Annotated in this window: 12 protein-coding genes; 2 read left to right on the top strand and 10 right to left on the bottom strand. The window is 38.0% G+C overall.

What is annotated here, in order from left to right; all coding sequences use genetic code 11:
* Positions 1-6: 6 nt before the first annotated feature.
* The 9 genes from uxuA to ACNFU2_RS01340 all read right to left on the bottom strand — a co-directional run bounded on the left by uxuA (position 7) and on the right by ACNFU2_RS01340 (position 13,789).
* Positions 7-1,182, bottom strand: a complete 1,176-nt coding sequence (gene uxuA, locus ACNFU2_RS01380; protein ID WP_418123378.1) for a mannonate dehydratase — start codon at positions 1,180-1,182, stop codon at positions 7-9.
* Positions 1,183-1,261: 79 nt separating this feature from the next.
* Positions 1,262-3,220 (bottom strand): RagB/SusD family nutrient uptake outer membrane protein, encoded by a 1,959-nt coding sequence (locus tag ACNFU2_RS01375; RefSeq protein ID WP_172278139.1) that lies wholly within the window; start codon positions 3,218-3,220, stop codon positions 1,262-1,264.
* Positions 3,221-3,232: 12 nt separating this feature from the next.
* On the bottom strand, positions 3,233-6,127 hold the full coding sequence (locus ACNFU2_RS01370; RefSeq protein WP_306611807.1) for a SusC/RagA family TonB-linked outer membrane protein: 2,895 nt from the start codon (positions 6,125-6,127) through the stop codon (positions 3,233-3,235).
* A gap of 93 nt (positions 6,128-6,220) precedes the next feature.
* On the bottom strand, positions 6,221-7,549 hold the full coding sequence (xylA, locus tag ACNFU2_RS01365) for a xylose isomerase (RefSeq protein WP_273647684.1): 1,329 nt from the start codon (positions 7,547-7,549) through the stop codon (positions 6,221-6,223).
* Between the two features lie 107 nt (positions 7,550-7,656).
* Positions 7,657-9,141, bottom strand: coding sequence for a xylulokinase (locus ACNFU2_RS01360; RefSeq protein WP_273647683.1), 1,485 nt, complete (start codon positions 9,139-9,141; stop codon positions 7,657-7,659).
* 15 nt (positions 9,142-9,156) lie between these two features.
* Positions 9,157-9,882: an NUDIX hydrolase gene (locus ACNFU2_RS01355; RefSeq protein ID WP_172278131.1), complete on the bottom strand. Its 726-nt coding sequence runs from the start codon at positions 9,880-9,882 to the stop codon at positions 9,157-9,159.
* 686 nt (positions 9,883-10,568) lie between these two features.
* On the bottom strand, positions 10,569-10,754 hold the full coding sequence (locus ACNFU2_RS01350; protein ID WP_306611805.1) for a hypothetical protein: 186 nt from the start codon (positions 10,752-10,754) through the stop codon (positions 10,569-10,571).
* A gap of 53 nt (positions 10,755-10,807) precedes the next feature.
* Positions 10,808-13,504 carry a DNA ligase D gene (gene ligD, locus ACNFU2_RS01345; RefSeq protein WP_273647681.1) on the bottom strand — a complete coding sequence of 899 codons (2,697 nt, stop codon included), beginning with the start codon at positions 13,502-13,504 and terminating at the stop codon, positions 10,808-10,810.
* 93 nt (positions 13,505-13,597) lie between these two features.
* Positions 13,598-13,789 carry a DUF3606 domain-containing protein gene (locus ACNFU2_RS01340; protein ID WP_273647680.1) on the bottom strand — a complete coding sequence of 64 codons (192 nt, stop codon included), beginning with the start codon at positions 13,787-13,789 and terminating at the stop codon, positions 13,598-13,600.
* A gap of 392 nt (positions 13,790-14,181) precedes the next feature.
* On the opposite strand from ACNFU2_RS01340, the gene ACNFU2_RS01335 reads away from it, so the two are divergent.
* Together ACNFU2_RS01335 and ACNFU2_RS01330 are read left to right on the top strand one after the other, a co-directional pair.
* Positions 14,182-14,949, top strand: coding sequence for a succinate dehydrogenase/fumarate reductase iron-sulfur subunit (locus tag ACNFU2_RS01335; protein WP_273647679.1), 768 nt, complete (start codon positions 14,182-14,184; stop codon positions 14,947-14,949).
* A 36-nt stretch (positions 14,950-14,985) separates the two neighbouring features.
* Positions 14,986-15,981, top strand: a complete 996-nt coding sequence (locus ACNFU2_RS01330; protein ID WP_273647678.1) for an SDR family NAD(P)-dependent oxidoreductase — start codon at positions 14,986-14,988, stop codon at positions 15,979-15,981.
* A 564-nt stretch (positions 15,982-16,545) separates the two neighbouring features.
* Here the strand turns inward: ACNFU2_RS01330 and ACNFU2_RS01325 are convergent.
* Positions 16,546-17,124, bottom strand: coding sequence for a Crp/Fnr family transcriptional regulator (locus ACNFU2_RS01325; protein WP_273651045.1), 579 nt, complete (start codon positions 17,122-17,124; stop codon positions 16,546-16,548).
* Positions 17,125-17,521: the final 397 nt, after the last annotated feature.

The following is a 17,521-nucleotide window of genomic DNA, read 5'->3' as shown; positions in this document are numbered from 1 at the left end:
CGCAGTTTAATTTTTCTGTAATTCCGACTGTACTGCGGCCATTACGCCTTCTATCTGACCCAATGCCAGCATTCTTCCTAAAAATGAATAGCCGGGATTATAACCTTTGTCAATATCTTCGGTTAAAAGCCTTCCATGATCAATTCTAATAGGAAGATTAGGGTTTTCTTTTTCGAATACACGGATCACTTCAATGAGCTTTCCTCTTCCTCCCAGGTGATGAGCCTCGATGAAGTCACCGTTTTCAAAGACATTTGTACTTCTCAGGTGAACGAATTTGGTACGGTGGGCAAATTTCTGAGCCAGCTTAGGAACGTCATTCTTAAGATTAGCACTTAGAGATCCGGCACAGAACGTCAATCCGTTGTGAGGGTTATCAACAGCTTTCAGAAGCCAGTAGATATCTTCTTCATTGGTCACTATTCTTGGTAAGCCCAATAGTGAAAATGGAGGATCATCTGGATGTACGCACATCTGGATATTCCATTTTTCACAGACAGGCATTATTTTTTCAAGGAAATATTGCATGTTCTGGCGAAGTCTGTCTTTATCGATTCCATCATATAACGCCAATAAACTCTTGAATTTTTCTACAGGATTCAATTCACCATCTTTGATATTTCCGTTTACGAATCCCTGTGTTTTTACAATGACTGAATCTATCAGGTCATTATTATCTTTTTCCGTTAATGTATTTTTTAATTCTTCTACCTTCTGAAGGATCTCCGGATTATAGTCGTTTTCTGCCCCTTCTCTTTGAAGGATATGAATTTCGAAGTACGCAAATTTGGCTTTGTCGAAATAGAGGGATGACGAACCGTCTTCCCATTCGTGGAAAAGATCGGTACGTGCCCAGTCCAGAACAGGCATAAAATTGTAGCAAACTGTTGTAATGCCTGCTTTACCCAAATTTTCAAGGCTTGTGATATAATTTTCTATTAAAGAGTCACGGTCTTCACCTCCGTATTTGATCGCTTCGCTTACGGGAAGACTTTCAACAACAGACCAGCGAAGTCCGTGGCTTTCTATATAGTTTTTATAATCATTGATGGCCTCCAGATTCCAGATTTCTCCGTTGGGGATATCGTGCAGGGCAGAAACAATTCCTTCTACTCCTATTTGACGAAGCGTACTCAGTTCTATTTTGTCTTTTTTTCCAAACCAACGCCAGGTTTTTTCCATAATTTTTAAATTTTAATTCAGATAAACAAAGCAGGTGCTTTCACACCTACTCTGTTGCTGATATGAATGTAGAATAAAATTAATTGTATCCGGGGTTCTGATATTTTGCCTTGATGTCTGCAGATACTTCCATCGCATCAATCTGATTCTGTGGAATAGGTCTCAGATAATGAAAAGGTTGTATCGTTCTTGTCACCGTTTGCGGATCATGATCTCCATAAGAAGCTCCCCCGATCTGATAGGTAGCCGCATAATCTCCCCACTTCTGTGTACGTACCAAGTCATACCATCTGTAGAATTCGCCGTAATATTCGCGGGATCTTTCTGCAAGGATATAATCAATGGTAATTACCGCTGGTGTAGCCGCAATCATGGCAGCACTGTTATCCGCTACGTAAGCAGCATTCTGGGCATTATTGAACTTCCATTTTCCGGCACGGGCACGGATGACATTAATTAAACTTCTGGCTGTCATAGCACCTGAAGCTCCTTTTACTGCTGCTTCTGCTGCAATAAAATAGAATTCTGAAAACTTGGCAACGCTGAAAGGACGGGTTAATCCCGCATTCGGATATCCTAAGCCATTCGGATCATCGGTACGATAAGTTCCAATTTTCCATAAGCCAGGGTATACAATCCTGCTGATTCCATTCGGTGCAATTACCCAATCGGCTCTTCCAGCCAGTGTTCCTGCTCCTACACCACTTTGTCCCGCTCCTGTAGGATAAGCAGGCAGCTGGCTGTCATCGTTAAGAAAGCTCAGGATAGCCCCACCCGGTTGTACCGGTAAATTATTGGCGTTATAAAGTACAGGAACCGTTGTAAGACCCGTTCCATTCTTGTTCCAGTTTCCTCTGTACGTGGTTACAAAAGTTCCATCATAACGGGAATCATTGGTTTTATCTGCAAAAGTATTTTTAATGACTCCCAAAGTAGGACACATACGAACCCAAGGACGTCCCAGTGATTGCGCCGCCTCTCTCTGTACTGAACTTACAACGTCTGCGCCAACCCAAGCTGTGGTTTTACTGCTTTTGATAGCCGTATAGTTCCAGGTCTGCATCCATGCTGCAAAATTGTCCGGAGCCCAGCCTGATCCAAATCCTACAGGATCACTTTCATTATAGTAAGTACTTGATTGTATATGGTCTGCATAGAGCATCGATTCCGTGTTTCTGTCGTTTGAACCTACATTGACATCATAAAAAGTAGGCTGAAGCGCATAAGGTCCCGGGTTGTTGATTCCTTCCATTGCGACGTCATAAGCCTGCTGAAAATACCATTGAGCATTATGTCCGTCAGGGTCAGTTCTTGTTGCTTCAGGGTAAGTCGGAATATTGTTAGGATTCTGCAGCCACCATCCATAAGTAAGGTAAGCTTTGGCAAGCATTAATCTTGCTGCATTTTTGGTTACACCACCTGTTACTCTCGGTGATGATGGTAAATTTTCTATTGACTTTTTAAGATCAGCAAAAACCGTTTTTGTATAGACTTCCGGCACAGTATTCCTTGCAGAATTCGTGGACGGAAGCGTATTATATTTCAATTCTCCTGCCCCTAAATCCAAAGGAACTCCTCCATAGGTCTGCACCAGCATGAAATAGTAAAATCCGCGGAAGAAACGGGCCTCGGAAATCATGGATTCTGCGATTCCGAACCCCGGTCCCTTTTCAATGATTCCATTGGCTGTATTGATATACGGAAACACTGAATTCCAAACCATACTAGTAGGAAAAGTATTGGAATTGATAATACCGTTTCCGGACATATCAAGTTCTTTAAAGTTACCATCCGCACTTTGGGCCCATGTTGATTCGTCAGTTCCATTCTGGCAATTGCTCATGAAATATCCATTACCGTACAATAATCTCATCTGTCTGTACAGAGAGGTAAATCCCTGATTAATTCCATCCGGTGTACTAAAGTAATCCGCTGTATATATTGATCTTGGCTGCTCATCCAGAATTTCATTACATCCTGTAAATGTTAGGGATAAAAAGATTGTTCCCAATACCAGTTTTTTGTTAAAATTTATCATGACAATACAGTTTTAAAAGGTTAAGTTAAGTCCCATTAAGTAATTTCTTGTGGAAGGGTTGTTGGTTCCTATAACAAGCTGACGGCTTTGATATCCGCTTACGGCCTGGTTTTCATTTCCAAAAGAGTTCGGTTCCGGATCCATTCCTGAGAACTTATGATAAGGAGAGAATAATACAACAGGATTTGTTACGGTAAAGTAAATTCTTAAGCCGGTGATCTTCAAATCCTTTAAAAAATCTTTGTTGAAATTATAGCCTAATGTAATCGTACGGAGCTTAAGGTAAGAAGCATCAAACATCGCTAAAGTAGAAGAATACTTCGGGTTATCACCGCTCAAATGGCGTCCCGGACGAGGAAAATAAGCTCCTGTATTATCTTCTGTCCAGTAATCTACATCCACGTTGTTCCCTCTACCTGTTAATCTGTTAAGATAACTTGCAGATCCGTAAATGGTACTTACCAGGATTCCTCCGTTTTGGAAAGCCCCTACCGTGCTTAGTTCAAAGTTCTTGTAGGCAAAACGCATATTGAATCCTCCCTGAAATTTAGGAGCGGTATCAAAAATCTGCCTGTCATCAGGTCCTATTGCCCTTACCGGTGTTCCGTCAGGATTATAACCTCCGGTGTAAAGAACTTTGATAGATCCTACTACATCTGCAGCAGTTCCCGGTTCCAGAATGCTTTGATAGGGATCTCCTGCCTGCCAAAGGCCTACATACTGATAATCATATAACGAATTGATATTATGACCTACAAACCAAAGATTATTCACATCGCGTGTTGTTCCGGATGCAAGAGATAAAATTTTGTTTCGGTTGGTATAAAAATTAACTCCGGCTTCCCATGTAAACCCATCCGGATTATCGAAAATGACACCGTTTAAGGAAACTTCAAAACCTTTATTTTCTGTTTCCGCTACATTGGAAACAATGGATGACCATCCGCTTGTTGCCGGAAGACTCTTCTGTGTCAACAGGTCATATGTATGGGTTTTGTAATACTCCACACTCCCCGTAAGGCGGTTGTTCAATAAACCGAAATCAAGACCGTAGTTTTGCGTTTTTGAATATTCCCAGCCCAGGTTCGGATTTGGTGGCTGACTTCCATAGATCCCTGTACTTCCTGCACTTCCAAAATTATAAGGAGCAACACTAAATCTTCCCATAGTAGAATATGGATCTACTGCCTGATTGGAGGTCTGTCCCCATCCAACCCTGAATTTAAGAAGATTAATGGCTTTGATATTCTGCATAAAGGATTCATTGGTAACATTCCATCCTAATGATAATGCGGGATATGTATGCCATTTGTTGCCGGGAGCCAGTCTGGAAGATCCGTCTGCACGAAGTGTTGCTGTCAGCATATACTTGTTATCATAAGTATACATTACCCTTCCCATTGCAGAAAGAAGACCCGTTTTCCAGTAGATCTGGTCTTCCGGTCGTACGGTAATATCTGCCTGAGGCGATTGTCCCAGATTATAATACTGAAAAAAATCTGCAGGGACATTCTTTGCGCTCATGTATGAGCTTGTATACTTATTCCCTTCTGCGGAATATAATCCTACCGCATTAATTTTATGCTTTCCAAATGTACGGTCGTAGGTTAAAAGGTTTTCCAGGACCCAGTGATAGGTTTGGTTATTCCCTCTTCCTGCAGCTGAAGGCCCAAGAGGATTCGTATTAAATACTCCTACCCCAGCATAATTTCCACTATTTGAAGTACGGAAATCCAAACCTACGTTCAATCGGTATTTCAGTCCTTTGATCGGAAGATTGGCTTCCCCGTAAAGGTTGTTGTAGGATGCAAAAGATTTGGTTTCGTCAATATATTTATCTCCAAGACTTTCCAGGCTCCCTCTGGTATAAATCCATGTCTGATCAATACCTCCAGCCGTGCTCATTACCCTCTTTGGGCTTCCGTCCGCATTGTAAGGATTGGCAATTGGAGAAAATCCCAGCACTGCTCCCGGATTTACCCCATTTCCTTCAGAGATTGAATAATTGGTATTGGATGTAAAACCAAATTTAAAAACAGAGCCTACCTGCTGGTCAATAGCCATTCGCAGGGCAAATCTTTCATAACTTTGAATAGGGATCAATGCATCTTGCTTGAAGTAAGATAACCCTACATTATAATTTCCTCCGTCTGTTCCTCCTGAAACCCCGATATCATGACTGGTCATCATCGCCGGTTTGTAGTACAGGCTTTGCCAGTCCGTATTAACACTGTTGCTTTCATCAGCACCATTTGAATATAAAGGTGTTGTATTTCCTGCCGGAATCGCATAAGCACGCAACTGTGCAAACTTAGGACCATCCATCATAGGATATTTTGAAAACAAGGTCTGAACTCCCGTAAAGGTATTGTAAGTGAATCTGGGTTTCTGCCCTTTTGCTCCTCTGTTGGTTGTAACGAGGATAACTCCGTTTGCTCCTCTGGATCCGTAAATCGCCGTAGCAGAAGCATCTTTAAGGATGTCAATACTTTTGATATCACTTGAGCTTATATCTCCCAGTGATCCTACGAAAGGAATTCCATCCAATACAATCAACGGATTATTATCTCCTGTCAGAGATCTTGTTCCCCTGATACGGATCTGCATGGCAGCACCCGGTTTTGTAGAGGTTTGTGAGATATCTACCCCTGCCGTTCTTCCCTGTAATGCCTGAGTTATGTTAGCAGAAGGTACTTCACGCAATGCATCTCCTTTTACCGTGGCCACAGAACCTGTAACCGCCTCTTTTCTTTGTGTTCCATACCCTATTACAACAACTTCATCTATTTTCTTTTCTTTAACTATCGTATCCTTTTTAACCTGTGAATATGCTATGCCGGAAGGCAATAAAGTCATTGCAAAAAATAATGCTGCTTTATTGCTTTTATTGAAATAAAATCGGTTCATAATTATTATTTTTAGTATTAGTTATTGAATAAAAGGCTGATTAATAATTATAGTTTGTAAAGTCCTTAGTGTTTACAAGCCTTTTATTTTTTATTATATATGCATATTCACGATGGCTTCAAACAATTCCTGCTTTCCGCTTTTTGGCTGTGGTTCGCCGATTTCGTGAGCTATTCTCTGAAGATCTTCCAGGGTAAGTTTACCTTCCTCGAAAGATTTTCCATTCCCGTTATCAAAAGAAGCATAACGATCTGTTCTCAGTTTTTTGTAATCAGAATTTTCCAGAATATCAGCTGCTGCAAGAAGACCTTTTGCGAATACATCCATTCCTGAAATATGGGAAATGAATAAATCTTCAGCATCTATAGAATTTCTTCTGATTTTCGCATCAAAGTTTACTCCACCGGCTCCCAGGCCTCCCGCCGGAAGCAGTACAAGCCACGCCTGAACCATGTCGTAATAATCGATCGGGAATTGGTCGGTATCCCATCCGTTCTGATAATCTCCTCTATTGGCATCAATGCTTCCTAAAAGTCCGGCATCTACAGCTACCTGAAGCTCATGCTCGAATGTATGCCCCGCCAACGTAGCGTGATTCACTTCGATATTCAGTTTGAAATCTTTATCCAATCCGTAATGTCTCAGGAATCCGATCACTGTTTCGGAATCATAATCATACTGATGCTTGGTAGGTTCCATTGGTTTTGGCTCGATCAGGAATGTTCCTTTAAATCCTTGCTGACGCGCATAATCTCTTGACATGGAAAGAAAACGGGCCAGGTGATCTTTTTCACGCTTCATATCCGTGTTTAAAAGACTCATATATCCTTCTCTTCCACCCCAGAAAACATAATTTTCTCCTCCCAATGCTATCGTTGCATCTATTGAGTTTTTCACCTGAGTTCCTGCGCAGGCCACGACGTCAAAATTCGGATTGGTAGAGGCACCGTTCATGTATCTTTCATGGGTAAAAACATTGGCTGTTCCCCATAGAAGCTTAATTCCTGTTTCCTGCTGCTTTTGTTTTGCATATTCTACAATAGTCTGAAGGTTTTTCTCATAATCCTTCCAGTTATTAGCAGGATCTACCAGGTCGATATCGTGGAAACAGTAATAATTGAAGCCCATTTTGGACATGAATTCAAAACCAGCGTCCATTTTATGCATGGCTCTGGTCACTGCATCATTTCCGATGTCCCATGGATGGTGGATCGTAGGACCTCCGAACGGATCACTTCCGTTTGCACATAAGGTATGCCACCAAGCCATTGCAAATCTGGTCCAATCTTTCATAGGTTTTCCCATCACAATCTTTTCAGCATCATAATATCGGAATGCCAACGGGTTCTTACTTTCTTTTCCTTCAAACTTAATTTTTTCAATACCCGTAAAAAACTCTTTTGTACCTGTTAAAGTGTTCATATTTATTTGATTATTTTTAATTTGTTTTTTTAATTTTTGCGTAGGAATTCCCTTCTCACTGGTTCTTAAAAGTCAGTAAGAGGATGAAAAATACGGTTGTAATTGCTTTAGATTATTTCATTAAGATGATGTTTCCATCGCGCATAGGCTTCTGTATATTGTTCTTGTTTTTCGTGTTCCGGCTCTATCACCGCTATCTTTTCAAGTGAAGAAAATGCTTCCCTGGAATCTGAATAAAATCCAATTCCCATTCCAGCAGCTCTTGCAGCTCCCACTGCTCCATCGGTATCATAAAGTTCAATGACCGCATTGCTCACGCTGGCCAGAGACTGGCGAAAAATTGAACTTAAAAACATGTTGGCATTTCCTGCACGGATGACCTGTATATCCATTCCGATATTTCTCATGATATCCATTCCGTATTCGTAAGAGAATACAATACCTTCCTGCGCCGCACGCAGTATATCTCCCTTAGTGTGTATATTGAAATTGATTCCGTGAATAGAACAGCTGGTATCTTTATTTTCCAGTACCCTTTCAGCACCGTTTCCAAAAGGAATGATACTTAACCCTTTTGAGCCAATAGGTGAAAGCGAAGCCATATCATTCATATCCCCATAAGAAGAAAGTGAGGTTGCGAAATTATGCTTCAGCCAGGAATTTAAAATACCGGTTCCGTTGATACATAGTAAAACTCCCAGCCTGATCTGTTCAGGTGTATAATTGACATGGGCAAATGTATTTACCCGTGATAACTTATCATATTCCAGCTGATCCAGAACACCATAGACAACTCCTGAGGTTCCTGCTGTGGAGGCAATTTCTCCGGGATTAAAAACATTCAGGGAGAGCGCATTATTCGGTTGATCACCTGCCCTGTAGGATATAGGTGTCCCTTCTTTTAAGCCTAATTCCTCAGCTGCTGCTTTGGAAACCGTTGCCTGGATACCAAATGTAGGTACGATTTCAGGGAAAAAGCTTTTAGGAATACCATAGTAGTTGATGATATCTTCCGAAATGCAGTTGTTTTTAAAATCCCAGAAGATCCCTTCTGATAATCCTTCAATGGTTATTCCGATCTCCCCTGAGAGTCTCATAGCAATATAGTCTCCCGGGAGCATGATTTTATCTATCTTTTCAAAAATTTCAGGCTCATTTTCTTTTACCCAGGCCAGCTTTGATGCTGTAAAGTTTCCGGGTGAATTCAACAAATGAGACAGGCATTTTTCTTCTCCTATTGTTTTAAAAGCTTTTTCGCCGTAAGGCACAGCACGGCTGTCACACCAGATAATGGATGGCCTTAAGACATTCTGATCTTTATCCACCAGAATCAGACCATGCATCTGCCAGGTAATTCCAATTCCTTTGATATCTTCAGCATGTACACCGGATTCATGCATCACAGCTTCATGTGCCAACCTCAGATTGGTCCACCAGTCGACTGGATTTTGCTCTGCCCATCCCGGATTTATAGCAGTGATTTTCATTTCTTTTTTGGGAGAAAATTCAGAAGCAATCACTTTTCCACTGGATGCCTCGATGAGACAAACTTTCACAGAAGAACTGCCAATGTCATAGCCTAGTAAGTACATAATTTTTTAAAAAGGTTATTTTATAAGTTTTGTATTGTTTTTCTTGTAAATCTTAGCGTCAAATCTGTAGTACCTTGCTGCACGGTGTGACACATCTTTTTGAATTTCATCCAAGGGAACAATATAGGGGAACGAAGAAATTTTTTTATGAAAATTCTTGATGTCAATATTTTTTTCACTTAATGCACTATAGAGCTGATAGAGCTGTCTGATGGTGAATCTTTTCGGCAGCAGCTCAAAAATGATAGAGAAATCAGATTCAATCCATTTTCTGATCTCCATTAGAGATTCACTGATAATTTTGTTGTGATCGAAAGGCAATCCCGGAACTTCATCAATAGGATACCAGTCTACGGTATCATATTTTGTACTGTTGATCTTGTGGTCTATTTTACAAAGAGAAAGATAAGCCACTGTAATGATCCTGTCTATATGATGTTTGTATTCCTGATCCATCCATTTGATATCATGCGCATTACTTGCTCTCATGGGATCTGCAAAGCATTTGAACTGTTTGAGGACCATTTTTTTAATCCCTGTAAGTTCATGCAGTACTCTTTGTGCAGCATCATCCACATCTTCGTCGCTGAAAATCAAACTTCCGGGAAGCTTGATTTGTTTTTCCAATGGTACATCATCTACATGACGTTGTACTAATAATATATTCAACCGGTTTTCATGGTCAAATCCAAACACAACGCAATCTACAGAGACGTAGGTATGAATAAAATTCTGATTCATTAGTTTGTTAACATTTTGGTAACATTACAAATATAAAAATTCATCTGAATAAAAAAAATAAATCCATCATTATCTACTGCTTATCAACACATTACATATCGAATTTTTATGATATGAATTGTATAAAAATTATGATAAGGTTATCATTAAAAATACACTTACTTATTTCATAAGACATGAGTTCACAATTAATTGCAATATCACAACACCAAAAAGAGGATCATTTTTTTCTGAATAAATATTATGATAAGAAGAATTAATTTTTTTTTCATTTTAGCTGAAAAAAAAATGTAAAAAAGACACTTTTTATTATGAAAAAGTAAATAAAAACCTATTTTCATTCACCAATTTTCCGCTCTAACAGCAAAAAATTATGAAACAATAAATTTAAAAGGTGTGATTATTTGATCTGGTATCCGTCAAAAAAATCCAATTATAACTTGGAATTGCCAGATGATTTCGATATCATCTACTGCTATCAAAAGACAGGCAAGATGTTTACTATGAAGAAGAAAATTAGTGTTGAAAACAAAAAATATATGGCAACTTTATTGTCGGTCATTAATTGCAAAGAAACTTATATTCTGCAGTGTCCATCTCTGGACACCACAGAATATTAAATCTTTTACTGATGTAATAGTCCGGAGAATCTGAACTATGTAATTTCTTCATTACTATTTCCTGGCTTAGCTCTCATCCTTTGTATTCTTGACTAAGCTGATTCCAGCAAAAAAGAAAAGTAAACCGATAATTCCCACCACGATAATCGGCATATTGGCTACACCTTTGGTGATTAAGCCATTTCCTACATAAATAAGGCCACCTATCCCAAGTAGGGTTAATATTGTCCCAAAAATTCTTTTGACGTTCATGATATTATTTTTTATTAGGTTAGTATCCTCTATTTTTGACTTGCTGGCATTTTTCATTTCCCAGCATATTTATCAATTATCTTTTTAAGGTCAATTCCCTTTCCTAGCACTGGCTTAAATATATCGCCTTCACTTTGCAATCGCTCCAACGTATTGAAAATATGAAAATCACTCATTTTAAGTCCCTTTTTAACTTCATCCCAATGCAGAGGCATAGAAACAGTCGCCCCAGGTTTTGGTCGCACAGAATACACCGATGCAATAGTTGCATGAGGCCTGTTTTGTAAAAAATCAAGATACATTTTTCCCTTACGGTCTTTAATGACCCGTTCCAAACTTGTATAATCAGGAAGTTCTTGATGTACCAAGGTGACTATTACGCGAGCAAATTCTTTGGACTGTTCATATGTATATTTATTTCCCAACGGAATATAGATATGAAGACCGGTCGATCCACTTGTTTTGCAGTAAGAATCTATACCCATATCATCTAAAATCTGTTTTGTAACCTGTGCGGTTTCGATTACCTGATCAAAAGAGTTTTTATCAGGATCGAGGTCTACGATACAGTATGTCGGATGTTCAGGTTTTTTTATTGTACTATTCCAGGGATTCATCTCTATACAGCCAAGATTTGCCATATATAACAATGTTGCTTCATCTTTCCCAACAAGGTAGTGCTTGTCCTCATTATCTGTTTCACTCCTATACAAAAAAGTATCAGCCCAGTCCGGTGCTGTATCTGTCACATTTTTAAAATAAAAGCTTTTACCTTCAATACCATTGGGAAATCGGTTCATACTCTGTGGGCGGTCCTTTAAATAAGGAAGAATAAATGGTGCTACCTGGTAATAGTAATTGATCAAATCGCGTTTAGTAATTTTTGCTTTTGGCCAAAAAACCTTATCCAGGTTTGTAAATTTAAGTTCGTGCTTATTGACGGTTTTCACCTGTGTCTTTTCAGTAGGATTCAATAAGGTTTTCCTTTTCATTTTGCCAGCAGGTTTTATTATTTTTTCATGATGTTCATCAGTAATCTGAGCTGTATCAATTTCTTTTTCAAGAATAATTTCCATTGGGTCTTTATCTTCCCGCATCCCCTCAAAGGAAGGGTGACGCATAACTCCATCACTGGTCATTTCTGTAAAACTTATTTCACAGATAAGTTTAGGCTTTAGCCATGTAACGGAAGCATGAGGGGGATTAGGCCGAAATCGGGAAGGTTTGTTGACATCAGGCTCCTCAGAAAAAGGAGGCTTATTAGTGAACAGTGGTTTAAATTGTTCCATCATCTCCTTCTGCAACTTGTCATTAAATCCTGTGCCCACTTTTCCTTTATACACAAGATCTTTACCTTCATAAACTCCTACAAGGATGCTGCTAAAAGATTTTCTGGAGTCATCATTCAACGTAAAACCTCCAATAACCACTTCCTGTCTTTTATTGGCTTTGATCTTAAGCCAGTCCTTTGTCCTTACATGTACATGGTACAAACTATCCTTCTTTTTGGCCATTATGCCTTCAAGTCCCATGTTCTTTGCAGCTTCCAAAAATTCTATCCCGGAAGTATAAAATGGTGTACTGATTTTTATTATATCATTCTCCTCTAATATTTCTTTTAGAATTTCCTTCCGCTGACATAAGGTAAGGTCTGTAAGGTCCTTTCCATCATGCCATATAATGTCAAAGACATAGTACAGTAAAGTTCCGTCTGCCTCACTGCGCCAGTTTTGTAATGATCCGAAGTCAGCCTTGCCATCCTCCCCTACAACGACTATTTCTCCATCCAAGATAACATTAAGATTAAGCGCCTTGAGCGAATCATATACCGGATAAAATTTCTCGTTAAAGCTTTTGTCATTACGAGATTTGATCTCAACCTTGCCCCCTTTTAAAAAGGACACTGCCCTGTACCCATCCCATTTCACTTCATAGAGCCAATTTTTATCTTCAAAGGGCTTATCCACAAGTGTAGCAAGCATTGGTTGTACATGATTGTAAAAAGCCTTCTTTGGCGCGCCTTTTAAAATCTTATCCACATCAATATCCTCCTTCTCTGATCTGTTTGAGCTTAATTGTTCCTCAATGAGTTCTGGAGTCGTTTTTTTTTCAGTAGTCTTATCTTTGAGCCTACTCTCCTTTTTTACATTAGGTTTTCCATAAACTTTATCTGGAGATTTTTCCATCTGGACTATTGTCTTTTTGGAAATCACGGATTTATCTTTTAATGTAATATCCCTGGTCGTTGCGTATTTATCTTCAAGCTTCATCAGAAGCCAGCTATTCTCGCCCCTACCATAAGCTTTTACCAAGGCGAATTCTCCTTTTAGTTTTTTACCATTTAGCTTTATTTTCAACTTACCGGCATGAAGTTGGTGCAATAGATTTTCCTCCTGCTTTTTCAAATCTCCTTCCACTGGCTCCGAAGGTTCATAAGTACCTTCGTCCCAAACAATCACCGTACCCCCACCATACTGTCCCTTTGGGATAATACCTTCAAAATCCCGGTAATCATATGGATGGTCTTCAACCATCATAGCAAGTCTTTTAATATTCGGATCCAGGGAGGGTCCTTTAGGAACCGCCCAACTTTTTAACACTCCGTCCATTTCAAGACGAAAATCGTAATGAAGATGGGAAGCATCATGTTTCTGAACAACAAACCTCAATTCTTTGCCAGATGGCTTACCCCCAAAGGGTTCGGGAGTCTTTTCTTCTGACCGCTTTTCACGATATTTTTCTAAAGCCATACCAATTGTTTTTTAAGTTAATGGATTTTAGAATCTAAAAATTTGGCCGCACTTAACAAATGCACAGCTGACACTCTAATGATGCAAGTATTGCTATTTTTGGTGACGCTTCCTTAAGTAATCTTCTAATGTTTTTCGGTCATTAGAACCGTTTTCTTTTATAGCACCGACAACGGCTTGTGAGGTTACTCCCATTTTTTCCTTGAAATACTGGATTTCATAATTTTCTGAACCACTTACCTGTTTGCGGTCTTTTTTCCCTTTTTTGGATTTATCGTCTGTCATGGTTTAATATTTTAAGTGATTTACATTTGGTGATTAAAAAAAATACAAATATTACGCCGTTACGTATTATTTATTTTTACATAAGATAACCAAAACTAAAAAGTTTAAAAACATAAGACTTATGAATGAAAATTGTTGTATAAAAATAAATTAGTGATCAAAATCGGATCTGTCAGACTTTACAGCAATCTGTTTCTTAAAGCTAATATATTAACTGGGGGTTGTAAAATTGATTTCAGTAACCATGTATTCACAGGCAAGAAAAAATAGCATTAAATTATATTTCCTTTTCTTTAATAAGTATTTCCTGCTGTATTCAGTTATAATATGATTTTACTCATAAAAACTATAATGGTATTAATTATACTTTGATAATCAAATTTAAAACTGCTATGAATACTAGGAAATATTTATCTCTTACCTTGAAAATCTGGCGACAGAAAAATAGAAAAAGTAAAGGAAAATTTGAAGTATATATAATTTCTGGTGTTTCTACCGATTCTTCCTTTCTGGAAATGCTGGATATACTTAATGAACAGCTAATTTATGAAAATAAAGACCCTGTTGCTTTTGATCATGACTGTCGTGAAGGAATTTGCGGAATGTGTTCTTTATACATAAACGGAAGAGCACATGGTCCGGACACAGGAATTACAACATGCCAGCTCCATATGAGGATGTTTAACGATGGAGACACTATTATCATTGAGCCATGGAGAAGTATTGCATTTCCTGTTATCAAAGACTTAATGACAGACCGTAGTGCTTTTGACAGGATAATGGCAGCAGGTGGATTTATTTCTGTCAACACTTCAGGAAATACGCTGGATGCCAATGCTATTGCTATTCCCAAAGAGAATGCTGATAAAGCAATGGACGCTGCCGCCTGCATTAGCTGCGGAGCATGTGTAGCTTGTTGTCCGAATGGTGCTGCAATGCTTTTTGTTGGTGCTAAAGTTTCTCATTTTGCATTACTGCCACAAGGAAAGATTGAAAGAAAGAGAAGGGTTTTAAATATGGTAAAAGCTATGGATGATGAGGGATTTGGAAATTGCTCTGTCATTGGAGCATGTGAAATTGAATGCCCCAAAAGTATTTCACTGGATACTATCGCCAGAATGAACAGAGAGTATATGAATGCCTGGCTTAGTGAAGAATAGGGCGAGATTCTACATTGTAATTTTAATTATTTAATAATGATTTTAGTAACCGGAGCTACCGGAATTCTCGGTAGGGTAATTGTTTTGGAACTTCTCAAAAGAGGCAGAACTGTGCGTGCCACAAAAAGAGACTCCAGTGATTTGGAAGAAGTGAAACAATCATTGAAGTATTACTCAGAAAATGCTGAAAGCTATTTTAATAAGATAGAATGGGTGACGGTAGATTTACATAACAAGGAAAGTCTGCAAAATGCACTTAAAGATGTTCAGGAGGTATATCATTGTGCCGCGAAGGTAACTTATGATCCGAAAAAACAGAAAGATGTTACCCAAGTCAATGTTGAAGGAACTGAAAACATAATTGAATGCTGCCACCGTTTCCATAAAATAAAGTTTCTGTATGTAAGTTCCGCAGCTATTTTCAATAAAGGAAAATGTGAAAAACTTATTGATGAAAATTCAGATCTTATCAGCGGTGAAAACAATACAATATATGCCATCTCAAAATGCAATGCGGATAAAGCGGTGCTTGATGCATTTCATCAAGGTTTAGATACCATTATCATTAATCCGGGGATGATTATCGGAAGTGGTAACTGGCAAAAAAGCAGTGGCGAATTCTTACAAGTTTTTGCTAACAGATTGTATTCTTTCCCTGGCGGAACAGGATGTGTAGATGTAAGGGATGTAGCAGAAATCGCTATCGAACTGATGGAAAAAAATATTTTCGGAGAACGTTTCATCATCATTTCAGAGAACAGAAAGTACAGCGATCTGTCTAGACTAATTAAAAAGACGGTTAATCCTTTTATTTTATCTGAGAACATTTTAAAAATAGGGAGAATTTTAAATATTCTTTCTGGAGGATTAATCCCAAAATTAAGATTACTGACCAAAGCAAACATAGAATTTTTAACCTCTTTCTCAAAAATGTCTAATGCTAAAATTGTAAAAACTTTGAATTATGAATTTATTACTGTGGAAGACAGCCTCGATTTCCATATCAGGAATTTTCTGAGTAAAAAAGAATGAAGCAGCACGTTTTGTTGATCAAATAAATGGACAGATACAACAAGTTCAACGCCATTCAGATATTAATTAAACTCCTGTCAAAAGAAATTGTGGCTGCTCTTGAAAGTTTCTCTTAATCTACTATCATGGTACTATTATCATTAAAAAAAATTGAGCCTTCCTGCAAACCAATAGTACTCGTTTTTATATACAACATTTCTACAGCAGGTTCTCTACCTCTACTTTTATGATTTTAAGGGACCATTTTCAAATTAAGGCTGTATTAGAGTTGTACATTTAAAGCATCAGTTTTGGGATACAGCTCCAACTTTTTGTAAAGATGATTTCTCCTTTATAAGCAGAGAAGTAAGTAAAATTTTATAAGCAGAAAGCCTAACTGATATATGCCAAAATATTTTTTTGAAACCCATAATACTGTGTTTATTTTCCCACTTTTATTCTTAAAAAGGCTGATAATTCAGTCTCTATCATGTATCAAGGGAAAACTGTAGATTTATCGTATTGTCAAACCAATTTTACAATAGAGTAATTCGGGTTTTATGAGTGACTTCATAATGGTACGAATTAATACAAAATTTTTCTGTTAATTATTTTTACAATTTTTTCTTTTTCCATACGTTTGATAGCTTTTATGGCAGTTTCTACACGAATTCCTGTAAGACTGGCAAGTTGCTGTCTTGTAAGAGGTACTTGGAAAGAGAACGTAGCTTGCTCTTTTTGAAAACTTTTCATGTAATCCATAACGCCAATAAGCCTTTCCTCCGGACTTTCCAGAGAATTTTTTTGAAGCATAATATATTTGTAATACAGCCCGTCTGATAGCTCTTTGCAGAAATTAAAAAAGAGAAGTGGATGCTTTGCCAGCATCTCTAAAAAATCTCGTTTACTTAATCTAAGAATAGTACTGGCAGTGATAGCTACTGCACTCATTGGGTATGGTTTATCATCAAATAAAAGCGACTCACCAAAACTTTGTCCATCAAATAGAATATTCTGGATAAATTCTTTTCCTTCGGCATTATAATTATTCAGTTTAACTTCACCCTTTACTATTTGATAATAATATAACGGTGCGCCTCCCTCGTGAAAAATCGTTTCTTCTGGATTGTATCTTTTTAACCCAGCACCAGCTGAGCTTAAAATTTCTTCGCTAATAACATAATCTTTTTTTAACTGTTAATAATTTTAAATAATCATCTTCGTAAAAACTTATTTGGTAAATAAAATGTGTAAAAATGCTTCATTAATGGATCATCAAAGTCGATAACGAGAAGCTGTAGTTATTAAAGCATAACATCCGGTATTTTACAGCTCTTGAATCTATTTTTTATGGCAATTTTAAAGTGATTTAAAAACTACTGCAGAGTTATCACAAATTTTTTGAAGTGCTTTTGAAATTTCATTCATCCCAAAAACAATACATCCTGCAAATCTTAATTTGCAGGATGTATTCATGTTTTTACGCTTTCAGAAAAACTCTTGTTAAGCATTTGCGGAGAGTGAGGGATTTTGTACCCATTTCTCACCGCTTTATGGATAA

It is taken from the genome of Chryseobacterium sp. PTM-20240506, from assembly GCF_048296755.1.
GTDB classification, from domain to species: domain Bacteria; phylum Bacteroidota; class Bacteroidia; order Flavobacteriales; family Weeksellaceae; genus Chryseobacterium; species Chryseobacterium proteolyticum.
This window is presented reverse-complemented; position numbering and strand designations above follow the sequence as displayed.

Excerpts from the sequence above, each read along its gene's own strand:
- ACNFU2_RS01355 (WP_172278131.1), bottom strand. The coding sequence starts at position 9,882 with ATGAATCAGAATTTTATTCATACCTACGTCTCTGTAGATTGCGTTGTG.
- ACNFU2_RS01330 (WP_273647678.1), top strand. The coding sequence starts at position 14,986 with ATGATTTTAGTAACCGGAGCTACCGGAATTCTCGGTAGGGTAATTGTT.
- ACNFU2_RS01375 (WP_172278139.1), bottom strand. The coding sequence starts at position 3,220 with ATGATAAATTTTAACAAAAAACTGGTATTGGGAACAATCTTTTTATCC.
- ACNFU2_RS01350 (WP_306611805.1), bottom strand. The coding sequence starts at position 10,754 with ATGAACGTCAAAAGAATTTTTGGGACAATATTAACCCTACTTGGGATA.
- xylA (WP_273647684.1), bottom strand. The coding sequence starts at position 7,549 with ATGAACACTTTAACAGGTACAAAAGAGTTTTTTACGGGTATTGAAAAA.
- uxuA (WP_418123378.1), bottom strand. The coding sequence starts at position 1,182 with ATGGAAAAAACCTGGCGTTGGTTTGGAAAAAAAGACAAAATAGAACTG.
- ACNFU2_RS01370 (WP_306611807.1), bottom strand. The coding sequence starts at position 6,127 with ATGAACCGATTTTATTTCAATAAAAGCAATAAAGCAGCATTATTTTTT.
- ACNFU2_RS01340 (WP_273647680.1), bottom strand. The coding sequence starts at position 13,789 with ATGACAGACGATAAATCCAAAAAAGGGAAAAAAGACCGCAAACAGGTA.
- ligD (WP_273647681.1), bottom strand. The coding sequence starts at position 13,504 with ATGGCTTTAGAAAAATATCGTGAAAAGCGGTCAGAAGAAAAGACTCCC.
- ACNFU2_RS01360 (WP_273647683.1), bottom strand. The coding sequence starts at position 9,141 with ATGTACTTACTAGGCTATGACATTGGCAGTTCTTCTGTGAAAGTTTGT.
- ACNFU2_RS01335 (WP_273647679.1), top strand. The coding sequence starts at position 14,182 with ATGAATACTAGGAAATATTTATCTCTTACCTTGAAAATCTGGCGACAG.